This is a genomic window from Haloarcula sebkhae, from assembly GCF_014647415.1.
In the GTDB taxonomy this organism is placed as follows: Archaea; Halobacteriota; Halobacteria; order Halobacteriales; family Haloarculaceae; genus Haloarcula; species Haloarcula sebkhae.
This window is the reverse complement of sequence record NZ_BMPD01000006.1, coordinates 1-26,557: the sequence shown is the minus strand read 5'-3', so window position 1 is coordinate 26,557 and position 26,557 is coordinate 1. Positions and strand designations below refer to the sequence as shown.

Sequence of the window (26,557 nt, the reverse complement as noted above, 5' to 3'; positions counted from 1 at the left end):
CGATACTATGAACCTCGGTAGTGATCGTCTCGATCAGCTCAAGTGGAGTTAATCGGCGAGTAACTAATTGGATTGTTGACCATACGATGGATACATCATGCCGATACTCGAGACCGAACGTAGCCCCGCCTTCACTTTTCGGAGCGCTCTCGAGTCCTGGGGAATGTCGGCGTTCTACGTCGTGTTCCTCGCGCTGGCGATCATCCCACCCCTGTTCTACCTCCGACAACCGTTGTTGCACGACGAGATGACCTACCTCGTCATCGGTCGTGAAATAGCTGCTGGAGGAACGCTCTATGCTGGCATCGCGGATCACAAAACCCCCGCCGTGTATTACCTGACTGCACTGCTCTGGGAGACGGTTCCCGAACCGTACCTCGCCGGACGGGTACTCGTCTATGCAGTCCACGCGGTGACGGCGTTGCTCGTATTTCGTCTTGGCTCGCTGTGGGGACGCCCGGTTGCGGCCGTCGGCTCGCTCGCGTACCTGTTCGGGGTATACGTACCGGTCTTCGACGGGTTCATCCTCATGACTGAGCCCTTCGCCGCGCTGTTCCTGACCGCAGCAGTGCTGTGGCTGTTCGCCGAGCGGCGCGTGACCGACCTCCTCGCTGGGTTGTCGCTCGCGTTCGGGGTACTATTCAACCAGACCGTTCTCCTGTTCGGAATAGTTGTCATCTGCTGGTCGCTTGCCCGACTCTACGTCGGCGAGACCGACCTCCGGACTGTCGCGGTCCGCTACGGCCGAATCGCGGTGGCCTTTCTCACGCCGCTCGGGCTCGTGGCGCTGTTCGCGGCGAGTCGAGGGACGCTTGCGGAGACGCTCTGGTACACCTTTCTCCTACCGTTAAACCACTACGACCCGCCGTACTTCCTTGACGGGCAGTTGCTGAGCGCGGCCTCCTACCTGCCGGTGTGGCTGCTCGCGGGCGGGACCGCCCTCTACGTATTCCGGTCGATACCCTCGCGGTCGTTCGACACCCGGCTCGCGTTCCTCTCGCTGTGGCTCGTCATCATGTCGGTTCCGGGGTTACAGGCGTTCCATGGCGGCCACCGGTACATTTTCGCCATGCCGGCGGCCGCCGTGCTCGCCGGCGTCGGCCTGCGTCGGCTTTTCAGCTTTCTCGCCGACGGGCCGAGGCCACTCTCACGGTTGGAGTGGGTTGGGCTGGCGCTCGCTGTCGCCGTTTCCGAGGCAGTACTCACGCTCGTCGCAGCGAACAGTGGATATCAGTACCTGTTCCTCTTGGAATTTGGCTTCGCTCTGATGCTCGTCGGTGCTATTGTCCTCAGTTACGTCATGGTCAAGTGGGACGGGAGCGTCGGTCAGCTGGACATCCGCCAGTGGGTCGCACTGGTTGCCGGAGTCTTCCTCGTGCTCTCCGCGCTTGGCGGGACAGTGGCAGTTGATGGGGTGAGAGAGATCAGGCTCAGCGGCGAACACATCGAGACGCAATCGGCTTCCGCCGAGGAACTCGACGAGACCGTCGACGGGCGATTCTACTCGCTCGGCCCACCCACGAGATACGAGCTAGCGTACTTCGGTGAGGCTCGCCCAGCACGGACGTTCATCACGCCCCCCTATGGGGAGCCACTCGCCGACCGGGTAGTGACTGAACTCGAGCGCGGCGAGGTCCCCTACGTGCTCGTCAAGAGCCAGCAGGTCGTGGACGGCCGCATCGACCCGACCCATGGGTACTACCCCGACGCACGAGAGCCGGTAGTCATGTACATCGAGGCCAACTACGAACCGGTCGCGGAACACAACGGATACGTCGTCTACGAGCGGGTACCCGACCGACGGGACTGATTCACCGGTCTACTCGGCTCTGTGCGTCGATACCGGTCGCTTACCAGCCGTTGTAGTCATCGACTACCTTGCGAAACCAACTGCACAAATGGATTATCCGGATGTCGCGAAACGTGGCCGCCGCCGGAGGATTGTACTGCTTGGCACACGCAGGGCAGACATATGATAGTAGATTTCCGTTCGGTGTATGCTATTATTGTGACTATCGTCGGTTTCGCACTGTGGTTTGCGAGTGTGTGGGGGATGCGGAGCTATCTATATGAGGCAGAATGGGGACGATTTAATTTTCTAATAGCGCACCGACTTCCACGCATAGTCGTGGGCTTCATCATGATGATCTGTGCCCTTTTATTGATTTCAGTAGCCGTCTCAGTGATCGATTCTTTAATCTGGTCACTCCTCAGATAATTCTAGTCATGGTTTCTGTAAAAGCGGAAAATAAGTCACACTGCCCCAGCTAAAAGAGCTTCATGACTGGACCCACAGGATGACACCCTTCAGGCACCTCACCACAATCCAAGACTCTGTGAGCGACTATGTATAAAAACGGTCCCAGACTAGCCGACGCTGTGGCGCAGCTGGAACGAACGGTTCACTACAGAGCTTCGTAAAACAATTTGGCAGTTACGCGGACGGTTCTGATCAAACACCTTTGCGAACACGAGTTCCTGCCGAGAATCCGCTGACACTGTTGGAAATTTCCTCGGCGGTGTCGACTGAGAGAGCTTCAGAGCAGCCCAGGGCTCTATTCGATTGGATTCGACCGTTGAACGCCAATCGTTTTCCCCGACACCACCATCAGTTGAGCTGTATCGACCGCCGAGCACGTCGCACCGACTGTGTGTTCAGATAGTAACGCATGACACTCGCTCAACTCCTCGAACAGTACGTCAGTCTCGGTATCTTCGTCCTCGCTGGGGGGCTCAGCGTCCTCAGCTTCCTCGCGTGGCGACGGGAACGTGATAGTCGGATGCGAATCGTCACGCTTGGGTACGCGATGTTCGCCGTCTACGGACTCATCGTGTTTCTCGAGTACCCGCTGCTCCCGTATATCCCGTACGCGACGCTCGAATTGCTCGAACACGCGAGTGCGATCCTGATCCTCGGTGGCCTCCTGACCTTTTTCATCGCTCTCACGCGGGACTGAGCGATGTCGGACCCAGACCTCGAACTGGACTCTCGGCGGGCGATCTACCAGCGGATAGCCGACACGCCGGGCGTTCACTTTCGCGCGCTTCTCAACGATCTTGAGTACGCGCAGGGAACGCTCCAGTATCACCTCCGTTGGCTCGCCGACGAAGGCCTGATCGATGTCTCGGACGATGGAAAGTACACGCGGTACTACCCCGCCACCGAGTTCAACGAAGCCGATCGAGCAGTGATGAACGCGCTGCGGCGGGAGTACAGCCGTCGCATCCTCGCACATCTTCTCACGGACGGCCCGCTCTCGACGACCGATCTCAGCGACCGCCTCGACAAGGCGCAATCGACCGTCTCGTGGCATCTATCGAAGCTCGCCGAGGCCGACCTCGTCACGAAAGAGCGCGACGGCCGGAGCGTCGTCTACGAGGTCAGCGATCCTGATCGAGTAACGTACCTCTACACGGTTCATCAACGCTCGTTCACCGACAAAGTCGTCGACCGGATGCTCGGCCTCTGGGACGGCTACTAATTCGGAGTCGCCTTCGATTGTCCCCTGTGAAGCACCAGCAGACGCAGCAGGAGCACGTACACGAGAAACGCAACTGAGGGACCCAGCAGGGGACGGACGAGTCCCGTTAGGTCGGTGCCAATCGCTGCCGTGTGAATCGTCCCGAAGGCGAACCCGGCATAGGCGAACGAGTGGACGACACGCGGTCCCCACGGTTGCTGGAAGCGTTTCGCGTCAGTAAAGCCGAGCACTGCGACGACGAGCATGAGCAGTGCACCTGAACCGACAACGACCCCACCGAGGAAGTACGGCATCGAGTATGCTGGTGCCGGAGCCTGACCGGTGATGACGAACCACGCGTCGAGGACGCCGAGCCCCGCGTGTAGCAACGTGACGATCATCGCGAACACGGAGAGTTCGATGTGGATGCGTTGGGCGGTCTCGTGGAGCACGCGGAACGACTCCGTATTGTAGAGGACGCCCGTGAGGACGGCTAAGTACAGCAACGGATATGTGACGAGTGCGGCACCCCGGTCAAGGAGCCAGACGAGTTGTGACATTACGATGCTCCCGTCGTCTCGACGACATCGGGACAGCCGTCCGAATCCTGGAACCCGTTATCGGTCTCTGGGCGTGTCGGACACTTATCCGCGGAGTCGTTGATGCCATCCCCGTCGTAATCGTTCGGTGCCTGTCGCTGGGAAACGGTCTGATCCACGAGGTCATTCTGTGCTTTTTCAGTCGCCTGAGCGGCACGTACATCGCCGATTTGCCAGAGGGCCGGAACGGCCACGACCAGCACAACGATTGCGACGACGGTGATTCGCTGCTTATGCGTCCATGACATGTGCATCGAACCTCTCTGTCGTGTGAAAGACACCCTCATGAATGATCAACGCCTCCAGTCCGTCCCACTCGGCTGCTACTTCACGTGCCTCGTCGAGGGGAAGTGCGGCGAGCGTCGTTGCCAAGGCATCGGCCTCCATACAGTCGCGGCGCGCGAGGACGGTAACGGACTCGTGACGCGAGCCGAGCGACTCGGTGGTCGCGTCGTAGATGTGATCAGTACCGTCTCGTGAACGCCGGTATCCCCCAGACGTTGCGACGGACCAATCCGTGTCCAGAATCTTCAACGGTGTGTCGTCGCTGTACGGGCTCTCGATGGCTACCGGGCCGGTCGGCGGGGCCATATCTCCGCCACCACTGACGAACCCTCGTCGACCGAGACCTGCGAGCGTCTCGCTGGCCCGGTCAACAATGTACCCCTTTGCGAGACCGTTGAGGTCAAGTTCGACATCGGTACTGACCTGAGATCCGCGGACATGGACAGTTCCAGTATCGAAGTCTGTGGGTTGTGTGTCACTGTCGCCACGTAGGAACGTTTTGAGCGCCTGTTCGACGCGGCCCTGATGGATATCGAACACTCCCTCAGTCCGATCCTTGTATTCGAGTCCACGGCGAACGATACAGGCGACGTGTTCGTTAGCGACCGCACCATCGCGATTGAGCTGGCTGACGGCACTCGCCTCGTCGAAGGCATTCAGCTGAGCTTCGAGTGACTCGGCCGTATCTCGTGCCACGGTCACTGCGGCGTCGGCCCGGACACCCGTCGCCTGGACTCGAAATGTCGTATCACAACAGTCGAACTCGTGGCAACTGTCTCCGAACCGTTCGGTGAGCGATGCGAGCGATCCCATCATCTCGGTCACTCGTCCTCTTCGTTGTCTTCGTCTTCGTCCCCCGCTTCGTATTCTTCCTCGTGGTCTTCGTCGTCCTCGTGTTCGTCATATTCCTCGTGTTCTTCGTCCTCGTAGCCGGATTGCGTCTGGACTGTTGGCGTAAAGTCCTGATTGGGCGTTGGGGCATCGGAAGCAACCTGTTGTGAGGCATCCGATGGGGACGTTCCAGGTGAGTCAGATTGCCCGAGGCCGACGCCGGGAAACGCAAGGCCACCGGCCACGAGAGCCGTGAGGAAGGCACCTGCCAGCGTGAAAGTAACGAGTTTGTTATTTGCGACTGGAATCCGCATGATTAGCTGTACCTCGTTCTAGAATCGCTACCCTCGACGTGTCGGTCGTTGCGTTCTGCCATTGCAGATAGACGGTGGAGACCGGCTTAGTAAGCCGTTCGCGTCCAACTCTCGAATCTTCGTACAGCTATCGAATCCATTCAAGATAGAGTGGTCTCAGCCGAGATTCACAGACCATAGATGGCGATTCGATTTTCTGAGTGGCAACACTATCGAGAATCTCGGGAGTTCACCGAAGAGAGGTACGATGAACCAGAGGTTACGTTTCAGACATCATTCCTAAGGCCGATGCTTGAAATGTTACGTAGTCAACGTCAAACCACCAATTTCTATGTAGTCTGATAGCTTGTTGATATCGGTGGAATCGGAAGCGAGGAGTCAAATCAATATATCCGGATATGAATCAAATACACGAATGCGGGTCATAATAGCTGGCGCTGGTCAGGTGGGAACGAGGGTCGCAGCAGCACTCGATACGAATCACGACATCGTAATGATCGACGTGAACACCGACCGGATTGACAGACTCAGATACGACCTCGATGTGCTCACGGTACCCGGTGACAGTTCGGCCATTGAAACCCTCCGAGAGGCCGGCATCGAGGATGCCGATATTCTAATCGCTAGTACCGACAGCGACGAGATCAATATCATCACCTGTGGCACGGCGAAAGCACTCACCGACGTTACGACGGTCGCCCGGGTCAAGGATCTGAAGTATATCGACACCTGGGATCAGGCTGAGAACGTCTTCGATGTCGATTTCATGGTTGGGAGTAATCTGCTGACAGTGGCCGCAGCAGCCGGAGGGATTGGCCTACCAGCTGCACAGAACTTCGATGTTTTCGCAGGCGGGACGGTTCAGATGGCAGAGTTCGAAATCAAGCCGGACAGTCCAATTCTCGGCCAAACGATCAGTGAAGCCGATGCATACGACGCGCTCACGTTCGCTGTCATCTTCCGGAACGGAGCGACGATTTTTCCGACTGGAAAGACACGTATCCAACCGGGAGATGATGTGGTCGTCACGGGCCGACCCGATTCGGTCCATTCGTTCGGCACCGAACTAGCCCCACGAAAGACAGGTCCCCAGAACGTGCTGATCATCGGCGGGAGCGACACCGGCTACCATACGGCCCGGCTGCTTGAAGAGCGTGGTCTCAGTCCTCATCTCATCGAGACAGACGCCGACCGTGCCAGGGAACTCTCCGAACGGTTATCCGCCACCACGGTTCGAAACAAGGACCCGACCGACCGGGACTTCCTCGAAAATGAACGGATGGCTGATGTCGATGTCGTGGTAGCAGCGCTTGCACACGACAGCGAAGAGAATCTGCTAGCTGCCCTGCGGGCCAAGCGAGAGGGCGCGGACCAGTCGGTCGCTATTGTAGACCACGGCGAGTACGTCGATCTGTTCGAAGATGCAGGGGTAGATATCGCTGTGAACCCGCGCCGGGCGACCGCTCGGGAGATCATCGAGTTCGTCCGTGACCAAGACACTCAGAACGTCGCTCTGCTGGAAGACAATCAGGCTGAGGTGATCGAGATCCGTATTGACACAGATAGCGTACTCGCAGGACGACCGATTAGCGAGGCGGTCGATGACCTTCCGGAGGATGTCGTCATCGGAGCGCTCACGCGCAACGGGAGCTACCGTATGCCCCGTGGCGATACCGTCATCGAACCCGGCGATCATGCTGTGATACTCGCTGATAGCGACATCGTCGAGGACACGATCGAACGGCTGTAATGATGCACAGGAATCACTATTCCACTGCCCGAGCTAGCAACGCGACGGGGCGCTACCCGATTTCTAGGGGTGGTGTTACTGAATGCAGGTGAGCGTCAACTGGCGACAGAGCGTCGCGCTCGTCGGGACAGTTCTGAAGTACCTCGCCGTGACGATGGCGCTCCCGTTGTCCGTCGCGATTATCTACGGGAGTGATCGCCTAGTCTTCCTCGTGTCGATCGCCATGACAGCCGCCCTCGGACTTGCACTCGAACGTCTTGAAGATAATTCTGACCTCGGGCTTGAGGAAGCGCTATTGTTTGTCACTCTGGCTTGGGTCGGTGTCTCTGTGGGTGGGACGATACCGTACCTGCTCGCCGGCATGGGCACTCAATCGACGGTCGGGCTCGCACTCGGCTCGCCGAGTGCCCTGTTCAACTCGTTCGTCAACGCGTTGTTCGAATCCACTTCGGGATTCACTACGATGGGGGCAACCGTTTTGAGCGAAATCTCGTTCGAACGGCATTCTCATGCCCTGTTGATGTACCGCCAGCTGACGCAATGGCTCGGTGGGATGGGGATAATCGTGCTCATGGTGGCCATTCTCCCCGAGCTAGCGGTCAACGGTGCGCAACTCATCAGCGCCGAAGCACCCGGACCAGAACTACAGAAGCTGACGCCCAAGATTGCCGAAACGGCCCGCATCCTGTGGCTTGTCTACACCGGATTCACTGTCCTGTTGATCTGTCTCCTCTACGGCCTCCACCTGCTGGGGTGGGCGCCCAACATGAACCTGTACAACGCGATCGCTCACGGCTTCACGACGCTTCCAACCGGCGGGTTCTCCCCCCAGGCTGAGAGTACCGCTGCCTTCTCGCCAGCAGTCCAGTGGCTCGTGATTCCCTTCATCATCGTTGCGGGGACGAACTTTGCGCTCTTTTATTTCGTTCTCCACGGGCAGTATCTCGACGTGTTTCGGAATCGAGAGTTTCAGGGATATATTGGGGCCATCGGTGGGGTCACGCTTCTCCTCTGGGGACTCTTGTTCACTGGAGCGGCTCCGCCGTTAGAACTGGGAGGTGTCACCCGAGGCATCGCTGAGAACTCGCTTCGGCAGGCGCTGTTTCAGACAGTCACACTGCTCAACTCAACGGGATACGCGACGAGCGACTTCGCACAGTGGAGCGAATGGGCGCAAGTGCTGTTATTGGGAGTGATGTTCATCGGTGGGTCGGCAGGATCGACTGGTGGCGGCATCAAGATCATCCGATGGCTCGTCCTTCTCAAGGCTGCTCGGCGGCAACTGTCCACAACAGTCTACCCAGACGTCGTCGAACCAGTCAAACTCGGCGGGCGCATTGTCGACGAGGATGTCGTCAGAGGCGTCTTCTCGTTCACGTTTCTCTATCTATTTATTTTTGGGGTGTCAACCGTGGTAATTGCACTCGATGCCAGTCGCGTTGGCCTCAGCCTCACGACGATCGAAGCACTTAGCGCAAGCATCGCGACCATCGGGAACATCGGACCAGGGTTCGGTCTGCTCGGTCCGTTCGGGAGTTATCTCTCTTTCCCAGCGACCTCGAAACTCCTGATGATAGTTCTGATGTGGCTTGGCCGACTCGAAGTGATTCCTATGCTGGTGCTCTTCACCCGGTTGTTCTGGGAGTGGTAGTGCCAATACACCGGACCGAATCTACCTCGCGGCTTTGGACTTGGGCTGCCTGTAGAATCAGGGCAACTAGCAATCCCGTCTTAAAATAGACGGGAATACGCATTCAACATAGCCTTTTTATGCGTGCTTATGTATCCATAACCCATGACCGATGATACTGCTGAAGAGCAGATAGAAGACGCTATTCGTGACTATTACTCCGCGCTGTTTGTGTATGCACAGGCCAATGGTGACAGGGGTATCCGTATCTCGTCACTCGAGGCTGTTACCGACCAAGATTACGAGTACGAAGTGGTCGAACAGGACAGCGATGCTATTGAACAGTCGTACACTGGCACGGTGGTACAGGAAGGTGCCGAATGGGTCGTCGAACCAGACCACGATGAGACTCCCACGCGCGAGGATTAATGTCCCTCAAAACTGAACCCATCGTCGTCGCCACGCTGGACTGTAAGAACCGCGTTTTCTGAGGCTTCGGTTACGGATTTGGTTACCGAGCCAGTAATAAATTCTATGAGACGGCTCTGAGTCGGTTTGCCTATTACAGTTACGTCGTAGTGGGCAGACTCGTCGATGATTGCCTCCGCGGCGTCAGGCGCTTCAAGATGGTGCGTATCCAGTTCGACCGACTCGGGGAGCCGTGCCCGTGCCGTGTCGAACAGTTCCGTGGCCTGTGCAGCCTCGGTCTCATCTTTGTCCTGTGTTACATGAAAGATCTCGACAACAGCGTTCGCGCCTGCTGCCAGCGCTCCGCCGACGACGACTGCGAGACCAGAATGTTCTCCACCAGCAAGTGGGACGAGCACCGAAGAGATGCTTGCCCCACTCCGGGGATGCGTGACTGATACTACGTCACATCCTGCTTTTTTCCGCATCTGGTCGGCCGCGTCACCGCGAAGCCCTTCGCCCAGCAACTCGGGCGTGTGTTCGTCGAACACGACGAGCTGGACATGCCGTTGCTGTGCGACGGTAATCGCAGTCGAGAGTGGACTGTCTGTCTCTTCGACGATTAAATGGGCATCGACAGTGTGGTCCTCGTCTAGATGGGCCTGCAGTAATTTTCGGCCGATTGATGTCACCTCAGCGCTACGGAGGCTGTTGTCGGTGAGTAAATCAAGGACAAGTAGTTCTCCCTCGACACCCTCAGCGATATTCAACGCTGTCTCGAACGTGAAGTTGTCGTGGGAACTGAATATCGGGTAGAGAATACGGGGTGGCGAATCAGGAGTCTCGGATCGCTCTAGAAACTCTCGGAGACTACCCTCATCATGACTCATGTAAGCGAGTGGTGGCCCATCAGTATTAAACGCAGGTGCTGATTCCGCATTCCGTAGCAAATCGACCGTGTAATAGTTGGATGACCAATGGATAGCGGTAAAGACAAATAATTCATATACAGTCCGTGAGACTAGTCAGTATGATTCTCACTACGACCGCGAGATACCAGGGACACCAATACACCGACAGCCGGCTTCGGAGGGGATAGTATGCCGGAGTCGTTGTTCAGACACGCGCTGGTACCTGTTGCGTCACCGGAAGACGCAGAATCGACCATGCGGGCGCTGCGACCGTATGTAGAGTCGGCGGAGGGAGATGTAACCGTCATTAACGTCATCGAGAAGGCGGGTGGCGCCCCGGACAAAGCGTCAGTCGAGCAGCGAGAGGATTACGCACATAAAATGTTCAGCGTTGCTCGTGACGAGATGGCCGATACCGACTGCACGCCCACCACCGAAATCCGCTATGGGACTGACGTTGCAGAGACGATTATTGAAACCGCACATGAAATCAACGCGAGTGCGATCGTTTTCAATCCACGAGGTGGCAACCGGTGGGTTCGCCTGCTGACCGGTGACGTGGGACTGTCACTCGTCTCTGAGAGCGACATACCCGTTATTACACTACCTGAACCTAACAATGACTGATCAAGAACTCGCACGCGACCTCGGCTTTCTCGAAGCGTATACGATTGGCCTCGGGACGATGATCGGTGCCGGCATCTTCGTCCTCCCGAGCATCGCTGCGGAGCAGGCAGGACCCGCGAGCATGATTTCCTTCTTTGCTGGCGGCTTAGTATCGCTGCTCGCTGCTATTTCACTGTCGGAATTGGCAACTGGGATGCCCAAAGCCGGTGGAAGCTACTATTACGTTAACCGCGCGCTCGGTCCATTCTTCGGCAGTATCGTTGGCTGGGGAATGTGGGCCGGGCTGACCTTTGCCAGTGCGTTCTACATGATCGGTTTTGGTCAATATCTGCTCCCCGGGCTTGGAAAGTACATCGGGTTTCTGGCCGGATGGGGTGAAATCGGGATAACCGTCGCAGCACTCGTCATGGCGGCGCTGCTGACTGGAGTCAACTACTACGGCGTCAAAGAGACCGGGGCACTCCAGAACGTCATCGTCCTCACTCTGGTTGGCCTCATCGTGGCGTTCCTCGGGCTGGGAGCCGCGAGTGGGCCAACGATCGGAACGTTCCTCCCACCAGAGGGCTGGCCGGCCGTCGCAGCGACGATCGGAACCGTCTATGTAACGTTTATTGGCTTCGAAGTAATTGCGACCAGCGCCGAGGAGATCAAGAACCCGAGCCGTAATCTTCCGCTGGCGATGATTGCGGCCGTCGTGACGCCGACGCTGATGTACGTTGGGGTGATGTTCGTCTCGACCGGGACGCTCTCAATCGAGGCGCTTGCAGACTCTCCGATACCCGTCGCCGACGTAGCGACGGAGATTATGGGGCCAATCGGAGCGTTAGCGATGATCGTGGGAGCCGTTCTAGCGACAGTGTCGAGTGCGAACGCGAGTATCCTCTCGGCGGCCCGCGTGAACTTCGCCATGGGTCGGGACAAGATTCTCATCAACTGGCTCAATGAGGTCCACGACCGGTTCCGGACGCCATATCGTGCCATCTCCGCGACCGGTATTATCACGCTCGTGCTCATCGCCATCGGCGTCGGCATCGGGACACTCGCAGAAGTGGCGAGTTTCATGTACCTCGTCACGTACGCGCTCGTCCATATCGCGGTCATCGTCCTCCGCCGTGCCAATCCTGACGCCTACGACCCGGCGTTCCGGATTCCGAGCGTGCTGTACCCGATTGTCCCGATTCTCGGTTTCGTCGCCTGTATCGCCATTCTCCTCCAGATGAGCCTTATCGTGCAGGCCATCGGCGGTGTCATCGTCGTCTTTGGAATTCTCTGGTACTTTGTGTACGCCCGGGACCGAGCACTCAGCCAGAGCCTAGTTGGGGAGGCAATCGCACCAGAACCGACCACAGTAGCGGACGGGCAGGGACGCTATCGGGTTGTTGTTCCCGTGGCAAATCCTGAAACGGAACGGGACCTTCTCCGGATGGCAGCAGCGAGCGCACACGCACATGATAGCGAAACGGCCGAAGTTGTCGCGGTGAACATCATTGAAGTCCCACAGCAGACTTCACTGGAACAGGACCTCACATTCGAGGAGACACGAGTCGAACGCCAGCAGGAACTGCTGGACTCTGCGCGGGACATCGCTGACGACCTTGATGTCGGGCTCCGAACGCACGCCATCGTTGGTCGCAACGCTGGCTCAGCGATTCTGGACGTTATTGAGGAGGAAAACGCTGACCACGTTCTCCTCGGCTGGAAAGGCAGGCGAAGCCGCCGAGAACACGTTCTCGGCTCCACGATCGACCCTGTCATCGGTCGTGCACCGTGTGATGCAACGCTCGTGAAACTCGGTCCAGAAGGTGGACGCGCGACGGGCGATATCATGGTCTTAGCCGGTGAGGGGCCACACGCACCAGTGGCTGCTCGTCGGGCCAGAGAATTTGCCGAGGCGGCCGACGAGGAAGCCAGGTTGACGCTGTTCAACGTTCAAGAGCCAGGTGAAGACGATGACGGCCTTTCCCCACAGGAGCGGGGCGAGGCGCTCATCGAAGAGTTCGTTGAACGGACCGGTCTCGAAGAGGCACAGTACCAGAGCCGTATCGAGGTAGCCGAGGATATCGAAGGGGCGATTCTCGATGCAGCTACAGGGTACGATACAATCTGTGTGGGTGCGACCCGCACGGGTGCGGTGTCGCAGGCTGTCTTCGGCTCGCTGCCCGAGACGATTGGTGAACGGACGGATCAGACTGTGGTCATGGCCCGTGGTCCTGAAGAATCCGCGATGTCGATCCGCCAAGCCATCGTTCGACGCCTCGAATCGTAGGCAGTGGGTCAGGTCTCCACTACTGCACGCAGGGGAGACCGAATTGAGGCTCGACCTGTCTTTTTGTATGAGTCGACATCACACTGAAATCGACAAGCGCTTGACCTCGTTCTATCCCATCGCCGTGCTGGCCGACCCAGCACAGGCCACAGTACTGTCTCGCTTGGCTTCCCGGCTTGTCCCGTAGCTAAGTTGTGATGATAAAGTCAGGACACGACCTTCTGCTGTATGGCCTCACTTGCTGGACTCGTTCTCGCCACCTTCGGCCTCAATGCCTCGTTTCCATCGGTAGTAGAGAGACCGCATAGTCTGGTCAGAATCTCGTGACATGAGAATAGTCAGCTCATCAAGCTCTGAGAGCGTCTCTTGTACGGACCCATAGACTAACGCTTCTAGCTGTGATTTCTGTTCCGGCGCTCCTATTGATACGGCATCATGAGACTCCGCTTCTGTTATAATTGCATCAGCGGTATCAGCAGCCTCCCTGATGGTCGTTGTGATCGGTATGTCGGAACCGAGCACGTATTCAGCGAACTTTATCAGGTCTTCACCGTCACTTCTCGCCTCAGCAGATGATTCAGATGGTACCACGTGGAACACGGTCACAGATGCACCTGTGGCACGTGCCACCGCGCGTGCTGCTTCCGCAGCGAGGGCAGAGTGCGGGCCTGCCCCGACAGGTAATAGTATCGAGTCTATCGTTTCGGCTTCCGATTCGGCGAGCGGTGCGACAGTATGTTCATCAACGCTCGGTACGTACAGTGCGTTCTCCCCTCCTCTGGCACCCATCTTTTCGACGAACACATCGCACTCAGCGTCCGTCAAGACCGCGTCAATTGTACTTCGCTTGAACAACCAGCTCTGATTAAGGCTGGTTCCGCGTGGCAGCAGGACAGCCGCCTCACTCTCATCGTCTATGACAGCAAGAATACCCTTAGTCAGGTCTGTCACGGTTCTGACGGCCGCACTGACCGGAACACTCGGCGTGAGTTCCTGTGCTAGAGTACTCATCTCCGCCAACTGTGTCCGTCTGTTTTCGAGTGTCTCGATGGTGGGGTTCGTATCAGCCTGGCTCGCTTGTTCTGTCCGGATATACTCTCGGACATGGCCCAGTTCCGCTTCGTCTGTCACCGTCTCGATGCCAAGCAAGAGCACCCGGCCGCCGTTATCAGCAGCCAGTGCGACCGCTGTTTGCAGGAAGCGGCGGACGTTGATCCCTGTATAGCTATCAAGCAGCGTCTCAGTAACGGGAACGATAACTCTATACCCTGGAGATTGAATAGGCGGCCCGCTACGAAGATACGGTTCATCATCCGAACCCGAAGATCGCTCCGGGACGGTGATTCGAACGCTGGTCGGCTCGGAGTTATCGGACATCGTTATGAGCCTCTGAACACATCCGTAATCCGACTAGTCGCCCCATTTTTCGCGAAAACAGTGACCGTATCACCAGCACGAATCTCGCTTTCCCCCTGCGGAATGAGCAATTCGCTATCTCGGACGATGGCGACGATTATCGTCTCTTCGGGCAACAGATCGTTGTTATCAGCTTCGATTAAATCGAGGCCATCAATCGGAGCGCCCGAACTGACTGCCATCTCGAAGATTTCAGCTTGACCAGTAATGGGCAGGAAATCCTGAATCCCCGGGTGCTGGACGGCCCGGTAGAGATATTGACCGTTGAGACGGTGCGGACTTTCGACGATATTCACGCCGAGGTCCTCGAATAGTTCCATATGGGCGGGGTCGTTGATTGAACTCACGAGCGTCTCGACCCCATACTGCTTCCCAAACATGGTCACCATGAGGTTTACCGAGTCGTCCTCCGTGGTCGAAATAAGTGCGTCGGCCTCCTCGATGCCGGCTTCGAGCAGGATATCTTTCGATGCTGCGTCAGCGTTGATAACCATACAGTCGTAGGTTGCACTCACCTCTTCGGCCAATTCTGTATCGCGTTCGATTACGACCACCTCGTGGTCGTCCTGCGTTGCGAGGTTGATAACGGTGCTGCCGGTGCGGCCTGCGCCGATGATGATTACGTACATTGGTGATAGTGTGATGGTATTGGTTGCGTAGCGATACGAGCAAGCGCTTCTACTGTGCAGGGCGGGCCGGGTACATCGAGCACAGGCGGGCGGAATTGATGCTGACTATCCATACAAGTCACCGCCTGAAGATCGCGTTAATCAGGACTAGGACGGGGATGATTTCGAGCCGCCCCATCCACATCTGGATGATGAACAGGACCTCAGCGATGACCGGCATCTCTGGGCCAGTAATCCCCGACGATAGGCCGACGGTCCCCTGTGCCGTCGCTACTTCGAAAATCCCATCGGCGAGCGTGAAATCCGTCGGAAGTACTGCCAACAGGACGAGCAGCGAGAGGGCGAGCAAGACGAGGTACGCGAACGCGAACGTCGTCGCGGCGCTAATCTCAGTGTTTGCCTCGTCGGCTTTGAGTATCCGCTGCCCAATTCGAAGATCGTCGATAGCGTGGTCGGGGAGGAACACGCGCGTGATCTCCCAACTGATGCCGCGAGCGATAATATAGCCACGCAGCAGTTTGATCCCGCCGACCGTTGCTCCGGCACAACCGCCGAGTAACATCGCACCGAAGACGATGAACATGACTGCGCCGTTGTTCCAGTCGCCGATTGCAGACGTTTGCCACCCCGTCGTCGTCTGTGCGCTAATAAACTGGAAGAGACCATCACGGAACGCCTGACTCGTCGCCACACGCCCGACATACGCGAGCGGCTGGCCATTGTAAGGCACCCCGACCCATCGAGCGAGAAACGCCGTCAGGCCGACTACACCGATGATGAAGAACCCAAACAACACTCTGACCTGTGGGTCGCGTGTGAATTCTCGGATATCTCGCTCGGAGAGCATCCCATAGTAGACTGGAATCGAAATTGCCCCCGTAATCATCGCGGGGATATGAACGAGTTCCATCGCGTATGAGTCGTAGCCGGCGATGGAATTATCGAGTGTGCTGAACCCGCCGGTGGACTGACCAGTCATCGCGTGGTTTATAGCGTCGAAAATTGTCGGCTCGATACCGTAATTCGGGGTAACGAGGAACGTGGCCGCTGCCAGATAGACGGCAACCAGTGCGGTGACGCCGACGTAAACCTTCCAGATTGCACGCGCCGTACCCACGATGCTCGGCCGAAGTTTCTCGTTTCGTGCTTCTGATTGATACAGCGAGAGTCCCGCAGTCCCGTGCGGCTGACGCAAAATTGCCAGCGAGAGGACGATCATCCCCGCGCCACCGATCCACTGCATCTGTGAGCGGTACCAGAGGAAGCCGTGGCCCACCGACGGTTCGTGAACACTCATCGTCAGTCCCGTCGTTGTGTACCCGCTCATGCTCTCGAAGAAGGCATGGATAGGGTTCTGGAAATTGAGCAGGCTCGACTGATAGCTCGCACCCGCTGGCACGAATGATTCGAGTACTGCCGGTGGCGTGATGTAGGCCGCGATTACGAACGGGAGGGCACCGAACGCCGCCGTAGCGAGCCACCCGAGGGCCGCGACGATCATCGCGTGGTGACGCTTCGGTTCAGGGGCATCTTCGCACAGTTTATACGCTGCCCCGCCAGCAAGCGAAGTGATCCCTGCACCGATTAGAAACGACAGTCCGCTGTACCACTCCTGATAGACCAGCGAGACAAGCATGGGGACTAACATCAGCCCGCCGATGAGTACCTGCAAGGCACCAACGTCTCTACAGACCGTTTTCGAGGCTGTCAGGAAGTCAAGGCGACCGACAGATGAATTGGACATTGATTTGGATTCTCCCGTGATCACGCTGTTTGGTCTTCGTAATGGCCGAAGATGTCGGTGAGATCTGGGTTCGCACCGGCTGCGGAGTAGACGGTCAACAGATCGTTCGTTTGGATTCGGGTGTTTCCACGCGGTGTCAGTGGCCTGTCCTCGCCCTCACGACCGATGGCGATGATCAAGACGTCATTCGGAAGGATGCCCACCTCACCGGCTTCTGTGAGTGTTTTGCCAGCGATTGGCGCATCCTCCCTGACTGTGATTTCGAACACCTCTGCGTCCTCGCCGATTCGCATGTAATCGACGATAGCCGGTCTGGCGACCGCACGGTAGAGATGCTCGGCGATGAGTTGTTGTGGATTCTCGACCGTATTCACCTCGATCTGACGAAAGAGGTTCATGTGCGCTGCATCGTGAACTACTGACGTGATTGCCGGAATCTCGAACTCTTTGGAAAGCAGACAGACCATCACATTGGTCGCGTCCTGGTCCGTCGTCGAGATGATCGCGTCGGCTTGATCCGCTCCGGCATCCTCCAACGTCTCCTTGATTGTCGCGTCCGCGTTAATGACCAGGCAGTCATACTCGCTTGCTATCTCCTCGGCTTTTCCTGTATCTTTCTCGATAACGACAACCTCGTTTCCAGTTCGAGTGGCGATATTGATCAGCGGTGAGCCGATATCGCCTGCTCCGACGATGATGATATACATATGTGGTTTCAGTTAGTAGTTTGTTGTCGACCCGGACGCCCGTCTCCCGGTTCCACTCACGCGTCACTCACCTCTCGGTCAGGGAGCGCCAGAATCGGGATGTCACTCTCGTTGATGAGGTTGTGTGTTACATCGCCAGCTAACAGTTTTTGCCAGCGGCTCCCCCCACGGGGAGTGAAGACGATGGCACTGGCGTCAAGTTCGTGTGCTGCCTCAATGAGTGTCGATGCGATATCGGTCCCGTACCGAAGCTCTGTTTCCAGTGTGACACCCGTGTCAGCGAATCTCTCTCTGACGGCAGCGAATATATCTCTCGCAACCAATTTGCGCTGTTCGACTGACGCTTTGTCCGGCGCGCCACCGGCTTTCTCGATGACATGGACGGCGATAATAGTGCAGTCTGACCCTACTACGTACGGGCGAAGAGCAGAAGTTGTCGCCCTCGCGTCGTCTTCGTTAGCCACTGGAACAATGACTCGCTGGAAGAATTCCGCAGACATCTCAGTCACCCTTGTTTTCTTCGTATACTTTTCCGAGATAGTGCCACCGGTACTGTCCATCCTCGTCGCCGATACCGTGTTCCCACTTGACCCTGTAGGCGAACGGGCCTCGTGCTTCGCCCGTTTCCTCCGGGCGTTCTACGACGACAATCGTGTACGCTCCATGGTCCTCGATTCGAACGAGCTCTTCACCCGCCCGAGATTCGATCGCATCTGTGAGCGGTGGATGCTCCCGCAGGAGCTGCTGTGCGTAATGGATAATCTCCCTGAGTCGCGCGTCACTACTGGCTGCCAGTACAGTCGTAATTTCCTTCGGGATATTTTCAGGGGGGTTGGTCTCAGATTGTGTCATATTTCATTTGGGGGCTGCTCTGTTTCTGGCCCCGTTGAGCAGTCGATATAGGCCGGCGAGTCGGCCGTTCGAACGACTTGGTTACTCCACAGGAGTTGTCTTCTCGAGTCTAGAAATATCGCTCGATTAAAAAAGTACCGTCTTACATCCTTATACAGTAAAAGAAATGGATAAAATTACGCATTCCGAAATTAGTCTAGTATACTGTTATTTACTGGTCTGGTGAATTTAACAGCTATATCTACCGTCGAATGGGAACTCCTGATCGGGACGTTGAGGGAGTGCTACACACATGAAGTCTATTGCAACAGTCCACTACCGTGGGTTCGTTGATACCAGGATGATTGCCAGATTACTTCTCTTCGAAACTGAATCCCTCTCCACCATTCCGCTGTACTGTGAGAACTGCATTTTCTGACTCTTCAGTGACGCTCGCAGTGATTGAACCCGTGACGAACTCTAGAAGGCTGCGTTGCGTTGGTTCCCCTATCACAGTCACGTCGTAATGTGCGGATTCGTTAATGATTGCCTCCGCGACGTCAGGCGCTTCAAGATGCCATGTGTCCAGTTCGACAGATTCAGGAAGACGCTTCTTGGCCGTTTCGAACAGTTCTTCTACCCGTGTTACTTCGGCTTCGGTTTTGTCTTCAGACACGTGGAAGAGGTCCACGGGAGCATCTGCACCCACCCCGAGAGCGCCACCGACGATGACGCCGAGGTCACAATGTTTGCCTTCGGCAACCGGAACAAGCACTGATGCGACCCCCGGACCAGCACGCGAGTATATGACTGAAACGACGTCGCACGATGCTTTTTTTCGCATCCGATCGGCGGCGTCACCACGAACTCCCTCGGCAAACAGTTCCGGCGTGTGTTCGTCAAGGACAGCCAGCTGGATATTCCGTTGTTTCGCCACCCTGATCGCTGTCTTTAGCGGACTGTTCGTTTCCTCGACGATCAAATGTGCATCGACGGTATGACCGTCGTTTAGATTTGCTTGGAGTAATTTTCGACCGATACGTGAGGTCTCTGCTGTTTCCAGACCAGCGTCTGTAAGTAAATCTAGCACGAGGAGTTCCGCTCCGGCCCCCTTTGCGATATTCAATGCGGCCTGAAACGTGAAGTTATCATGAGAACTAAAAACTGGGTACAGTATTTTCGGTGGAGAATCGGGCGGGTTGGACCGCTCCAGAAATTCTTGGAGACTCGTTTCAGTGTGGGCCATGCCACTACTGACTGTCTATCCGTAATAAATCCACTCTATCGTTCCGGATTCCGTAGCTAGAAGAATATATATTCCCTAAGCAACGGTTTGATGCCTTCGGAGACAACCAGCCGCAAGACTAGTCTCGTAGACTATTGCCGGAACACAGCTACCAGCAGACATCAGGCTCAATACGCTGGCAACGGGTCGGGGTACGTTTTGTACGCGCGCCCTGCTTCCCCGGTGACACAGGCCGGTCTACGTTCGCTATCTGAAACCACAGCTGAACAGACGGATCAGACCTGTTTACCGCGCACGGTCCGGAAGAATCCACGTTGTCAGTTGGTCAGACCATCATCCGACGCCTGGAATCGCTGACAGTCCACTGCAGGCAGCAGGGGAAAAAGGGATTGGCACGCATCCTGTATATCTAGTATGAGTCGTCGTCTCGACGAAATCGACAAACGCATTATATATGCGATGCAGGAAGATGCACGGAATATCTCGGCTCCGATGGTTGCCGAGGAGATGGATGTCTCTCCGGGGACCATTCGCAATCGAATCAACCAACTCGAAGAAGCGGGCATCATCAAAGGGTATCACGCTGATATCGACTACGAACGCTGTGAAAGTCGCATGACTAATTTATTCGTTTGTAACACTTCGGCGAGTGAACGGGAAAATCTCGCCAGAAAGGCACTCACGGTTCCCGGAGTCGTGAACGTTCGTGAACTCAGGACGGGCCGTGGGAACCTCCAAATCAAGGCTGTGGGCGAAGAAATGAGCGACCTCACACGAATAGCCCACCAGCTCAGTAAACTCGGTCTAGAAATCGAGGACGAAGATCTGATTCAGGAGGAGTATTTTACGCCGTACGAGCTATTTGGGCCGGATGGCGCACCCAAGCAGGGTGCAATGACAGATATGGTGTCTCTCTCCGGCGGAGCCGAGGTAGTTGATGTGACCGTCAGCAAGGACGCCCCTATCGTCAATACGACACTACGAGACGCTAACGAGCAATCGCTGCTCGGCAGTGAAGTGCTTGTTATCGCCATTGAGCGTGGAGATGAAATGATTACGCCCAAGGGTGACACGGAGATTCGTGCTGGTGATCTCATCTCTGTGTTTGCCCGGGACGGCGTGCCAGAGTCGACACTGGAGTCATTTGGCAACACGAACCAACCGATGACACCATCGTGAAGACCCGAGCGATTCTTCGATACTACTAGACTGGTCCCATACTCAACATCTCTTCGGATTGCTGGCCTAATCCTCGATAGTATGTGGATTAAGCAAGATAGCGAGGTTTTTATTTCAGGACCGTAATTCTCACCCAAGTGAACCCTCGATTACGTCCGCGGTGTGTCGGCAGACAGCGAGACGAGCGATTCGCCCGAGACACTGATTATGAGGGACTCAGCCCAAAGCGGCACCAGTAGGAGATATAATACATGTACATAATCACTGTCGGAGCTGGCGATATCGGAACGCCGCTCATTGAAATCGCAACCGGAACTGGAAACGAAGTCGTCGTCATCGAAAAAGACCCGGCGAGAGCGGACGAAGTCGCTACTGAGTTCGACTGCATGGTCATCAACGCGGATGCGACGACCAAGGAGACATTGGAGGATGCCGGAGCTGACCGGGCTGATGCGCTCATCTCGACGACGGATCAGGACGCGACCAATGTCATGATCTCATTGCTCGCACAGGAACTCGAAATCCCTAGTATCGTCTCAGTCGTTCACAACCCTGAGCACATGAACCTCTTCAGGCAAATCGGCGTCAACACAATGGAGAATCCACAGCGCCTCATCGCGGAATCACTGTTCCGGTCTGTGGATCGACCATCGATTGTTGATTACATGCGTGTCGGGGATATTGCCGAAGTGTTCGAGATTACGGTCGCCGAGGACGCACCGATCGCTGGGCTGAACCTCATCGAAGCGGACAAGGAGGGACTGCTTGATGAGGACACACTTGTCGTAGCGATTGAACGGCCCGAATCAGATTCCCCTATTACCCCTCGTGGACAGACCCGTATTGAAACCGGTGACCTGCTCACGGTGTATTCGGGGACTGGAGCAACACCAGAGGTGACAGATATCTTCGGACATTATGAGGACCACGAAACGAACAATTCGAGCAGGTTCAGTTTATGAGTGGGGTGCAAATCGCTCAATCGGTAGTCGTAGACTCGGGAAGTGTGGTCAAAATTCCTCACAGCTGTTTGTAGCACAACTCTCGGAACTGTCCGAGTATGGAGGGCCCCACCGTACCGCGATGTAATATGCTCGATGTCAGGATTTCGACCAGATATCGGGACTCGCAAGTAACCATTTCCCATTGCGCAATCTAACGGTACACTTCTTTGGAGTGAATCAGCCAATTTAAGTTCTCGTTCAGCATACCGGAATTGTATGGCTAATCGTCTTGGGACAATTGCTCGCGACCTCGGGCGGATGCTCGAGGCGCTAGCGGGTCTCATTCTCGTCTCCGTTCTTATTCCACTCGTCTGGCAAGAGTGGTGGGTTGTTCCTGGTATGATTCTTTCAGGACTGCTCCCATTGCTAGTCGGATTTGGGCTTTCGCGAGCCTTTCAGAACGCAGACGATCCAGGTCGGTTGCACGGGATGATGATCGCTGCCTCTGGATGGTTCTTCGTAGCAGTCTTCGGCTCCCTCCCATTCCTGCTTATTGCCTGGACGGCACGACTTGATCCCTCAGTTCTCGAAATTCCGGCCCGGTTCACGACCGGAGGAACTAGGACGTTCAGTACACTCGCTGCGTTCCAGAATCCCCTCAATGGGTTCTTCGAGAGCATGAGCGGGTTTACCGGCACGGGACTGACGATGACCGATAACGAGGCAGCGCTTCCACACACGCTCCAGTGGTGGCGTTCATTCATCGAATGGGTTGGTGGCGTAGGAGTCATCGTGCTCACGACCGCTATTCTCGCACGCCCGGGAAGTGGGTCACTTACGCTCTATGAAAGTGAAGCGCGTTCGGAGAAGATCCATCCGAGTATCGTGTCCACCGTCAGGACAATCTGGTGGATCTTCCTCCTGTTCACGTTCTTCTCGATCCTCCTCCTGTGGCTGGCTGGCATGCCGATGTGGGATGCAATCAACCATGCAATGACGGGGCTCGCAACCGGAGGGTTTTCGATTACGGATAATTCGATAGGCACGTACAACAGCGTCGCCATCGACTTCGCACTCATCCCCATCATGATTCTTGGGAGTATTGCGTTCCCGATTCATTATTTAATTCTACGCGGGGACCTCCGGAACCTCTACAGAGACCTCCAGACGCGGTGGGTCTTCATTTTCTTCGGCCTTGGGACGTTGATTTTGACTGCCTTACTGTTTGATCAGAGATTCTACCAGACAGAGACGATGACCGTTGCTGGAATCGTCCTTCATGGCCGGGCAGCAACGCTCTTTCAGACGTTCCGATTTGCCATATTCCAGTTCATCTCGGCGGCGTCCTGCACCGGGTTTCAGACCGCAGGCTCGCTCGGACCGGGATGGTCGGCGCCCGCACAGCTGACGGTCGCGTTCGGAATGATTGTCGGGGCAGCTGCTGGATCAACTGTCGGGGGTATCAAGCTCATCCGGCTGCTCACCCTCGGAAAGGGGATTCTGTTTCGTATCCGTGGCGTGTTCTACCCTTCAACTGCTGTTCGCACATTCCGACTGGACGACCGAACATTATCAGATGACGAAGCAGCTCAGGAGTTTGAAGAGGCTGCTATCATCACGTTCCTCTGGATCCTTTTCCTTGGCGTCGCTGCATTTGTCTTTATGATCGCTCTTCCGATGGGTCCAGAAGGCTACACTCTAGAAAACGTTCTGTTCGAGGTTGCCTCCGCCCAAGGTAACGTTGGGCTCTCGTCGGGCATCACCGGTCCCGGGATGCCGGCGGTCACAAAGGCCATGTTCTTATTCAACATGTGGATCGGGCGACTTGAGATAATCCCGGTCTTGGTACTCCTGCGGAGTTTGTTCGTCTCGATGGGGGTATATGACTAATGCGACTCGAACAGATTCCGGTCATTGGCCCGCTCCTCGAGGCTGGCGCAGATGACTCCGTATTCGATGCGCTTCTTATTCTCGGGCCAATCGTGATCAGTATCATCACTTTCCTTGGCCGCACGTTACCTTCAGTCCTCCTTGCAGTCGCCTATACGGGTGGGTTTCTCAGCTATATCGCATATAAGGGAGTTGCTGAAACTACAGAGAGTAGCACTTAGGGCCTACTACTTATCAGCGGGTTCGTCCAACTCAATGGTCTCTTAATTCATCCAGTGAGTGAACGATTTCATATCCCGTGCAGGTGCGTGTAGTCTTTGTGGCAATTCACCCACATGATTGGTGGTTCAACAAGATTGGCTGTTTGGAGAGTAATCTAAGCCAGTCCCTGTTCACTGAGTCGGCCGAAACCACACATCAGGGTGCCGCTAAACCCGCTATAGTCTCAACTTCCAATATATAAATTTGATATATCATCATATGATTTATAGATATTGTCTTATCCAATCGAAGCGCTACAGAGCCTCTGAAACGGTGATATTCGTGTTTTGGAATTAGGTTTGTATTACATCAGTAAGAACCATCAGTTTAACCCGGACCGCCGCTGTATGGGAGCATGGATCGGCTTCCGCCTGAGTACGACGCTACTCCCGAGGATGACACCCCTGAAGCAGCAATCAAGAAGCGACTGGTCGATATCGACTCCGGACGCTACCGAACAAACGTCGCCAGCGTGCTACGGAAGTTCGCCGCGTGGGCATGGGTTCAGCATGGCATCACTGACCGAGGACATCGACGACGATCTCTGAGCAGTAGCCCATGAACTGTCCCAGGCTGCCGATCAAGGCGATATCTCGGCGGAGACAGCGCGTCGGCACTTCCGTACGTCCGATCTTCCACACCTGGGCCGCCTACGAAGGGCTGATACCAACGAACCCAGGAGTGACAAGCGAACCCATACTCATGCCTCAGTAGTCGAGAGCACTTCCTTGATTCGGCTCCTAGCGTCGTCAGTGTCGACGGTGAGACCAGCGATGGCGTCTTTGAATGAGACGTTGAAACTCGCTGGTCCATGGACCTTACCGAAGTCGCCGTTTGCGGCGGCTTCCCCAGCCAAACTGAATGCGGCGGTTCCGGCCAGTGCGGCGTGTGCGGTGTCGTCAATAGCCCCTGCAAACGTTGCGACTGTCGCTCCGAGCATACACCCTGTGCCGACGATAGTTCCCATCTTGGAGTGGCCGGCGCTAACTTCGTAGGCGACGTCCTCAGTCGCGACGATGTCTGTCTCGCCGGAGGCGACGACAACAGTGTTGAACGTTTGCGCAACGGCGACGGCCGTCGTCGCGATATCGGAGTATTCGCCGATGGACTCAACGCCCCGGACCTCAGCCTCATCGCCGACTAAGGTTGTGATCTCGCCGTAGTTGCCCTTGACTACCGCGGCATCGAGTTCTGTGACGAGACGCTCAGCGACTCGGTTCCGTGTCGGCGTCGCACCGACACCGACAGGATCGACGACAACCGGGACGCCATGGTCGTTGGCAGACTCGCCGGCTTCAAGCATTGTCGCCTCGCCTGTCTCGCTGACAGTACCCATGTTCAGCAGGCAGGCCTGAGCACCAGCAACCATGTCCCCGACCTCTCGCTCGTCGTCCGACATCACTGGCAGGCCACCCCAGTGAAGGATAGTCTGTGCCACGTCGTTGACGGTGACATCGTTCGTGACAGCGTTGACCAACGGCGATTCTTCAGCGACCGTTTCCAGATCAGCGTCAAGTTCGACTGGCATACATTCGTAGAAACAGATGGTGCTACCTCATTCTTCGGTTGTACCGCAAGGTAATTGCCAGCCAACTACAGTATGGAGAACTCCTTGTGCTATTTGTACACGGGTTCGCGCACGCGCACACCGATCCGACGGCTGTTTCATTGAGAAAATAGTCAAGACTAGGATTTCAACAGAACAAGATGGGTGACGATTCGTTCGGCCGTTGATGTTAATGGACAGAAATGAGATGATCAGGTTACTGTCTCGTCGCAATCCGCAGGGAGTAGGCAATACACAGCAACCCACTGAGCTGGACGACTCTGACAAGTAAACGGATAATATTCTGGAAGTGGACCGGAAAAATACGGAAGGCAAGCAGTCCCTGTCCAACAACGGCAAGGGTGTACGCTAGCCCAAAGAGCAATATCATGCCGGTTGAGAGCCAGCGCATCGACCGTTCCTCGTTACGCTGGAGCCCACGATACGCCTGATAGCCGATGTACAATCCAAGTAGCGCTGTGGCCGCCGCCACGATGCCGGTAACCAGAGCAATTGGAGAGCCAAGTCCAACGATTGACATCAGAATTTCCCCCACATACGTGTTAGCTGGTCCGAAACGTCGTCACTACAGCGAGTAATACCCCAGTTGAGGTCGCCATTGCGGATCGTGAGCTCGAATCGATCAAGTCGGGAGACGTATACAGTGTCGTGGTGGCCGTCAGAACGCGGACGTGTCTGCTAACTTATAAGACCAGCGTCGGTCAGCCGATCAAGTCGCCGATAGATAGACGATGTGGAGACACCACACTTCTCACCGAGTTCGGTAGCCGACAGCGGTGTCTCGCTAGTCGCAGTCAGGATTGAACGGATATGTTCATCATCTAGCAGTCCGACAACGGTTGCGAGGTCTACATCGCTCGTTTCTGTGTTAGATGTCATCCAAGTTGTACAGGCATCCAGTAGTCGAAGTGCAGTCAGTTTAGAATAAAGGCACTGTCGAACTCCGACCAGTGACCGCACAGTGACATCAGTCATCGTACTCTCCATGCAAATCGACGTAGGTGAGCATGACAAAATGGACCCCACCCGTGGAATACACAAGGGAAATGCCTTGCGCGTGA

Annotated in this window: 27 protein-coding genes and 1 pseudogene; 13 read left to right on the top strand and 15 right to left on the bottom strand. The window is 56.1% G+C overall.

The window, feature by feature from the left end:
• Positions 1 to 97: 97 nt before the first annotated feature.
• The 3 genes from IEY38_RS16310 to IEY38_RS16300 all read left to right on the top strand — a co-directional run bounded on the left by IEY38_RS16310 (position 98) and on the right by IEY38_RS16300 (position 3,482).
• Positions 98 to 1,810 (top strand): ArnT family glycosyltransferase, encoded by a 1,713-nt coding sequence (locus IEY38_RS16310; RefSeq protein WP_188979521.1) that lies wholly within the window; start codon positions 98 to 100, stop codon positions 1,808 to 1,810.
• Between the two features lie 859 nt (positions 1,811 to 2,669).
• Positions 2,670 to 2,957 (top strand): hypothetical protein, encoded by a 288-nt coding sequence (locus IEY38_RS16305; RefSeq protein ID WP_188979520.1) that lies wholly within the window; start codon positions 2,670 to 2,672, stop codon positions 2,955 to 2,957.
• Between the two features lie 3 nt (positions 2,958 to 2,960).
• Positions 2,961 to 3,482, top strand: a complete 522-nt coding sequence (locus IEY38_RS16300) for a winged helix-turn-helix transcriptional regulator (RefSeq protein WP_188979519.1) — start codon at positions 2,961 to 2,963, stop codon at positions 3,480 to 3,482.
• Here IEY38_RS16300 and IEY38_RS16295 read toward each other — a convergent pair.
• From IEY38_RS16295 to IEY38_RS16280, 4 genes are read right to left on the bottom strand one after another with little or no spacing between them, the layout of a single operon-like run.
• Positions 3,479 to 4,021 carry a hypothetical protein gene (locus IEY38_RS16295; protein ID WP_188979518.1) on the bottom strand — a complete coding sequence of 181 codons (543 nt, stop codon included), beginning with the start codon at positions 4,019 to 4,021 and terminating at the stop codon, positions 3,479 to 3,481. The two genes, IEY38_RS16300 and IEY38_RS16295, sit on opposite strands and share 4 nt — an antisense overlap.
• Positions 4,021 to 4,308 carry a hypothetical protein gene (locus tag IEY38_RS16290; RefSeq protein WP_188979517.1) on the bottom strand — a complete coding sequence of 96 codons (288 nt, stop codon included), beginning with the start codon at positions 4,306 to 4,308 and terminating at the stop codon, positions 4,021 to 4,023. The genes IEY38_RS16295 and IEY38_RS16290 overlap by 1 nt, the downstream gene beginning before the upstream one ends.
• On the bottom strand, positions 4,292 to 5,161 hold the full coding sequence (locus IEY38_RS16285) for an FAD:protein FMN transferase (RefSeq protein WP_188979516.1): 870 nt from the start codon (positions 5,159 to 5,161) through the stop codon (positions 4,292 to 4,294). Before IEY38_RS16285 ends, IEY38_RS16290 begins: the two co-directional genes overlap by 17 nt.
• Before the next feature lie 5 nt (positions 5,162 to 5,166).
• Positions 5,167 to 5,490, bottom strand: coding sequence for a hypothetical protein (locus IEY38_RS16280; protein ID WP_188979515.1), 324 nt, complete (start codon positions 5,488 to 5,490; stop codon positions 5,167 to 5,169).
• A gap of 415 nt (positions 5,491 to 5,905) precedes the next feature.
• Here IEY38_RS16280 and trkA point away from each other — a divergent pair, with 415 nt between their 5' ends.
• The 3 genes from trkA (at position 5,906) to IEY38_RS16265 (ending at position 9,299) form a co-directional block, all read left to right on the top strand.
• On the top strand, positions 5,906 to 7,240 hold the full coding sequence (gene trkA / locus IEY38_RS16275) for a Trk system potassium transporter TrkA (protein WP_188979514.1): 1,335 nt from the start codon (positions 5,906 to 5,908) through the stop codon (positions 7,238 to 7,240).
• Positions 7,241 to 7,322: 82 nt separating this feature from the next.
• Entirely contained in the window at positions 7,323 to 8,891 is a 1,569-nt protein-coding gene (locus IEY38_RS16270) for a TrkH family potassium uptake protein (RefSeq protein WP_188979512.1), read from the top strand.
• 144 nt (positions 8,892 to 9,035) lie between these two features.
• The gene (locus IEY38_RS16265) at positions 9,036 to 9,299 is read left to right on the top strand and encodes a hypothetical protein (protein ID WP_188979510.1); all 264 of its coding nucleotides are present in this window, start codon (positions 9,036 to 9,038) and stop codon (positions 9,297 to 9,299) included.
• Here IEY38_RS16265 and IEY38_RS16260 read toward each other — a convergent pair.
• Positions 9,296 to 10,168 (bottom strand): universal stress protein, encoded by an 873-nt coding sequence (locus IEY38_RS16260; protein WP_188979508.1) that lies wholly within the window; start codon positions 10,166 to 10,168, stop codon positions 9,296 to 9,298. The two genes, IEY38_RS16265 and IEY38_RS16260, sit on opposite strands and share 4 nt — an antisense overlap.
• Before the next feature lie 210 nt (positions 10,169 to 10,378).
• Here IEY38_RS16260 and IEY38_RS16255 point away from each other — a divergent pair, with 210 nt between their 5' ends.
• Both IEY38_RS16255 and IEY38_RS16250 read left to right on the top strand, forming a co-directional pair.
• Positions 10,379 to 10,816: a universal stress protein gene (locus IEY38_RS16255; RefSeq protein WP_188979506.1), complete on the top strand. Its 438-nt coding sequence runs from the start codon at positions 10,379 to 10,381 to the stop codon at positions 10,814 to 10,816.
• Entirely contained in the window at positions 10,809 to 13,082 is a 2,274-nt protein-coding gene (locus IEY38_RS16250; RefSeq protein ID WP_188979504.1) for an amino acid permease, read from the top strand. Before IEY38_RS16255 ends, IEY38_RS16250 begins: the two co-directional genes overlap by 8 nt.
• Positions 13,083 to 13,316: 234 nt before the next feature.
• Here the strand turns inward: IEY38_RS16250 and IEY38_RS16245 are convergent, their stop codons facing one another.
• From IEY38_RS16245 to IEY38_RS16215, 7 genes are all read right to left on the bottom strand, one after another.
• Positions 13,317 to 14,459 (bottom strand): universal stress protein, encoded by a 1,143-nt coding sequence (locus IEY38_RS16245; RefSeq protein WP_188979502.1) that lies wholly within the window; start codon positions 14,457 to 14,459, stop codon positions 13,317 to 13,319.
• A 2-nt stretch (positions 14,460 to 14,461) separates the two neighbouring features.
• Positions 14,462 to 15,142, bottom strand: coding sequence for a potassium channel family protein (locus tag IEY38_RS16240; RefSeq protein ID WP_326838522.1), 681 nt, complete (start codon positions 15,140 to 15,142; stop codon positions 14,462 to 14,464).
• A gap of 103 nt (positions 15,143 to 15,245) precedes the next feature.
• Entirely contained in the window at positions 15,246 to 16,763 is a 1,518-nt protein-coding gene (locus tag IEY38_RS16235) for a TrkH family potassium uptake protein (protein ID WP_188979770.1), read from the bottom strand.
• Positions 16,764 to 16,891: 128 nt separating this feature from the next.
• A complete protein-coding gene (locus IEY38_RS16230; protein ID WP_188979498.1) occupies positions 16,892 to 17,578 on the bottom strand; it encodes a potassium channel family protein in 687 nt (228 codons plus the stop codon).
• 56 nt (positions 17,579 to 17,634) lie between these two features.
• Positions 17,635 to 18,078, bottom strand: coding sequence for a universal stress protein (locus tag IEY38_RS16225; RefSeq protein ID WP_188979494.1), 444 nt, complete (start codon positions 18,076 to 18,078; stop codon positions 17,635 to 17,637).
• Position 18,079: 1 nt separating this feature from the next.
• The gene (locus IEY38_RS16220; protein ID WP_188979492.1) at positions 18,080 to 18,430 is read right to left on the bottom strand and encodes a hypothetical protein; all 351 of its coding nucleotides are present in this window, start codon (positions 18,428 to 18,430) and stop codon (positions 18,080 to 18,082) included.
• A gap of 352 nt (positions 18,431 to 18,782) precedes the next feature.
• Positions 18,783 to 19,655, bottom strand: coding sequence for a universal stress protein (locus IEY38_RS16215; RefSeq protein WP_188979490.1), 873 nt, complete (start codon positions 19,653 to 19,655; stop codon positions 18,783 to 18,785).
• A 414-nt stretch (positions 19,656 to 20,069) separates the two neighbouring features.
• On the opposite strand from IEY38_RS16215, the gene IEY38_RS16210 reads away from it, so the two are divergent.
• From IEY38_RS16210 to IEY38_RS16190, 5 genes and pseudogenes are all read left to right on the top strand, one after another.
• Positions 20,070 to 20,834, top strand: coding sequence for an Lrp/AsnC family transcriptional regulator (locus IEY38_RS16210; RefSeq protein ID WP_188979488.1), 765 nt, complete (start codon positions 20,070 to 20,072; stop codon positions 20,832 to 20,834).
• 251 nt (positions 20,835 to 21,085) lie between these two features.
• The gene (locus tag IEY38_RS16205) at positions 21,086 to 21,796 is read left to right on the top strand and encodes a potassium channel family protein (RefSeq protein WP_188979486.1); all 711 of its coding nucleotides are present in this window, start codon (positions 21,086 to 21,088) and stop codon (positions 21,794 to 21,796) included.
• Positions 21,797 to 22,054: 258 nt separating this feature from the next.
• Positions 22,055 to 23,668 (top strand): TrkH family potassium uptake protein, encoded by a 1,614-nt coding sequence (locus IEY38_RS16200; RefSeq protein ID WP_188979484.1) that lies wholly within the window; start codon positions 22,055 to 22,057, stop codon positions 23,666 to 23,668.
• Positions 23,668 to 23,889: a hypothetical protein gene (locus tag IEY38_RS16195; RefSeq protein ID WP_188979483.1), complete on the top strand. Its 222-nt coding sequence runs from the start codon at positions 23,668 to 23,670 to the stop codon at positions 23,887 to 23,889. The genes IEY38_RS16200 and IEY38_RS16195 overlap by 1 nt, the downstream gene beginning before the upstream one ends.
• Before the next feature lie 395 nt (positions 23,890 to 24,284).
• Positions 24,285 to 24,619, top strand: a pseudogene (locus IEY38_RS16190) (tyrosine-type recombinase/integrase); the annotation flags it as partial.
• 10 nt (positions 24,620 to 24,629) lie between these two features.
• On the opposite strand, the gene thiM reads toward IEY38_RS16190, so the two are convergent.
• The 3 genes from thiM to IEY38_RS21300 all read right to left on the bottom strand — a co-directional run bounded on the left by thiM (position 24,630) and on the right by IEY38_RS21300 (position 26,375).
• Complete coding sequence (thiM, locus tag IEY38_RS16185) at positions 24,630 to 25,457, bottom strand: hydroxyethylthiazole kinase (RefSeq protein WP_188979482.1); 828 nt, start codon at positions 25,455 to 25,457, stop codon at positions 24,630 to 24,632.
• Between the two features lie 235 nt (positions 25,458 to 25,692).
• Positions 25,693 to 26,016 carry a DUF7521 family protein gene (locus IEY38_RS16180; RefSeq protein ID WP_188979481.1) on the bottom strand — a complete coding sequence of 108 codons (324 nt, stop codon included), beginning with the start codon at positions 26,014 to 26,016 and terminating at the stop codon, positions 25,693 to 25,695.
• A gap of 158 nt (positions 26,017 to 26,174) precedes the next feature.
• Positions 26,175 to 26,375, bottom strand: coding sequence for a winged helix-turn-helix domain-containing protein (locus IEY38_RS21300; RefSeq protein WP_229775335.1), 201 nt, complete (start codon positions 26,373 to 26,375; stop codon positions 26,175 to 26,177).
• Between the last annotated feature and the right edge of the window lie 182 nt (positions 26,376 to 26,557).

What these genes read in the sequence shown, in the direction of transcription:
- IEY38_RS16310 (WP_188979521.1), top strand. Translation starts at nt 98, where the DNA reads ATGCCGATACTCGAGACCGAACGTAGCCCCGCCTTCACTTTTCGGAGC.
- IEY38_RS16305 (WP_188979520.1), top strand. Translation starts at nt 2,670, where the DNA reads ATGACACTCGCTCAACTCCTCGAACAGTACGTCAGTCTCGGTATCTTC.
- IEY38_RS16300 (WP_188979519.1), top strand. Translation starts at nt 2,961, where the DNA reads ATGTCGGACCCAGACCTCGAACTGGACTCTCGGCGGGCGATCTACCAG.
- IEY38_RS16295 (WP_188979518.1), bottom strand. Translation starts at nt 4,021, where the DNA reads ATGTCACAACTCGTCTGGCTCCTTGACCGGGGTGCCGCACTCGTCACA.
- IEY38_RS16290 (WP_188979517.1), bottom strand. Translation starts at nt 4,308, where the DNA reads ATGTCATGGACGCATAAGCAGCGAATCACCGTCGTCGCAATCGTTGTG.
- IEY38_RS16285 (WP_188979516.1), bottom strand. Translation starts at nt 5,161, where the DNA reads ATGATGGGATCGCTCGCATCGCTCACCGAACGGTTCGGAGACAGTTGC.
- IEY38_RS16280 (WP_188979515.1), bottom strand. Translation starts at nt 5,490, where the DNA reads ATGCGGATTCCAGTCGCAAATAACAAACTCGTTACTTTCACGCTGGCA.
- trkA (WP_188979514.1), top strand. Translation starts at nt 5,906, where the DNA reads ATGCGGGTCATAATAGCTGGCGCTGGTCAGGTGGGAACGAGGGTCGCA.
- IEY38_RS16270 (WP_188979512.1), top strand. Translation starts at nt 7,323, where the DNA reads ATGCAGGTGAGCGTCAACTGGCGACAGAGCGTCGCGCTCGTCGGGACA.
- IEY38_RS16265 (WP_188979510.1), top strand. Translation starts at nt 9,036, where the DNA reads ATGACCGATGATACTGCTGAAGAGCAGATAGAAGACGCTATTCGTGAC.
- IEY38_RS16260 (WP_188979508.1), bottom strand. Translation starts at nt 10,168, where the DNA reads ATGAGTCATGATGAGGGTAGTCTCCGAGAGTTTCTAGAGCGATCCGAG.
- IEY38_RS16255 (WP_188979506.1), top strand. Translation starts at nt 10,379, where the DNA reads ATGCCGGAGTCGTTGTTCAGACACGCGCTGGTACCTGTTGCGTCACCG.
- IEY38_RS16250 (WP_188979504.1), top strand. Translation starts at nt 10,809, where the DNA reads ATGACTGATCAAGAACTCGCACGCGACCTCGGCTTTCTCGAAGCGTAT.
- IEY38_RS16245 (WP_188979502.1), bottom strand. Translation starts at nt 14,459, where the DNA reads ATGTCCGATAACTCCGAGCCGACCAGCGTTCGAATCACCGTCCCGGAG.
- IEY38_RS16235 (WP_188979770.1), bottom strand. Translation starts at nt 16,763, where the DNA reads ATGCTTGTCTCGCTGGTCTATCAGGAGTGGTACAGCGGACTGTCGTTT.
- IEY38_RS16230 (WP_188979498.1), bottom strand. Translation starts at nt 17,578, where the DNA reads ATGTATATCATCATCGTCGGAGCAGGCGATATCGGCTCACCGCTGATC.
- IEY38_RS16225 (WP_188979494.1), bottom strand. Translation starts at nt 18,078, where the DNA reads ATGTCTGCGGAATTCTTCCAGCGAGTCATTGTTCCAGTGGCTAACGAA.
- IEY38_RS16220 (WP_188979492.1), bottom strand. Translation starts at nt 18,430, where the DNA reads ATGACACAATCTGAGACCAACCCCCCTGAAAATATCCCGAAGGAAATT.
- IEY38_RS16215 (WP_188979490.1), bottom strand. Translation starts at nt 19,655, where the DNA reads ATGGCCCACACTGAAACGAGTCTCCAAGAATTTCTGGAGCGGTCCAAC.
- IEY38_RS16210 (WP_188979488.1), top strand. Translation starts at nt 20,070, where the DNA reads ATGAGTCGTCGTCTCGACGAAATCGACAAACGCATTATATATGCGATG.
- IEY38_RS16205 (WP_188979486.1), top strand. Translation starts at nt 21,086, where the DNA reads ATGTACATAATCACTGTCGGAGCTGGCGATATCGGAACGCCGCTCATT.
- IEY38_RS16200 (WP_188979484.1), top strand. Translation starts at nt 22,055, where the DNA reads ATGGCTAATCGTCTTGGGACAATTGCTCGCGACCTCGGGCGGATGCTC.
- IEY38_RS16195 (WP_188979483.1), top strand. Translation starts at nt 23,668, where the DNA reads ATGCGACTCGAACAGATTCCGGTCATTGGCCCGCTCCTCGAGGCTGGC.
- thiM (WP_188979482.1), bottom strand. Translation starts at nt 25,457, where the DNA reads ATGCCAGTCGAACTTGACGCTGATCTGGAAACGGTCGCTGAAGAATCG.
- IEY38_RS16180 (WP_188979481.1), bottom strand. Translation starts at nt 26,016, where the DNA reads ATGTCAATCGTTGGACTTGGCTCTCCAATTGCTCTGGTTACCGGCATC.
- IEY38_RS21300 (WP_229775335.1), bottom strand. Translation starts at nt 26,375, where the DNA reads ATGACATCTAACACAGAAACGAGCGATGTAGACCTCGCAACCGTTGTC.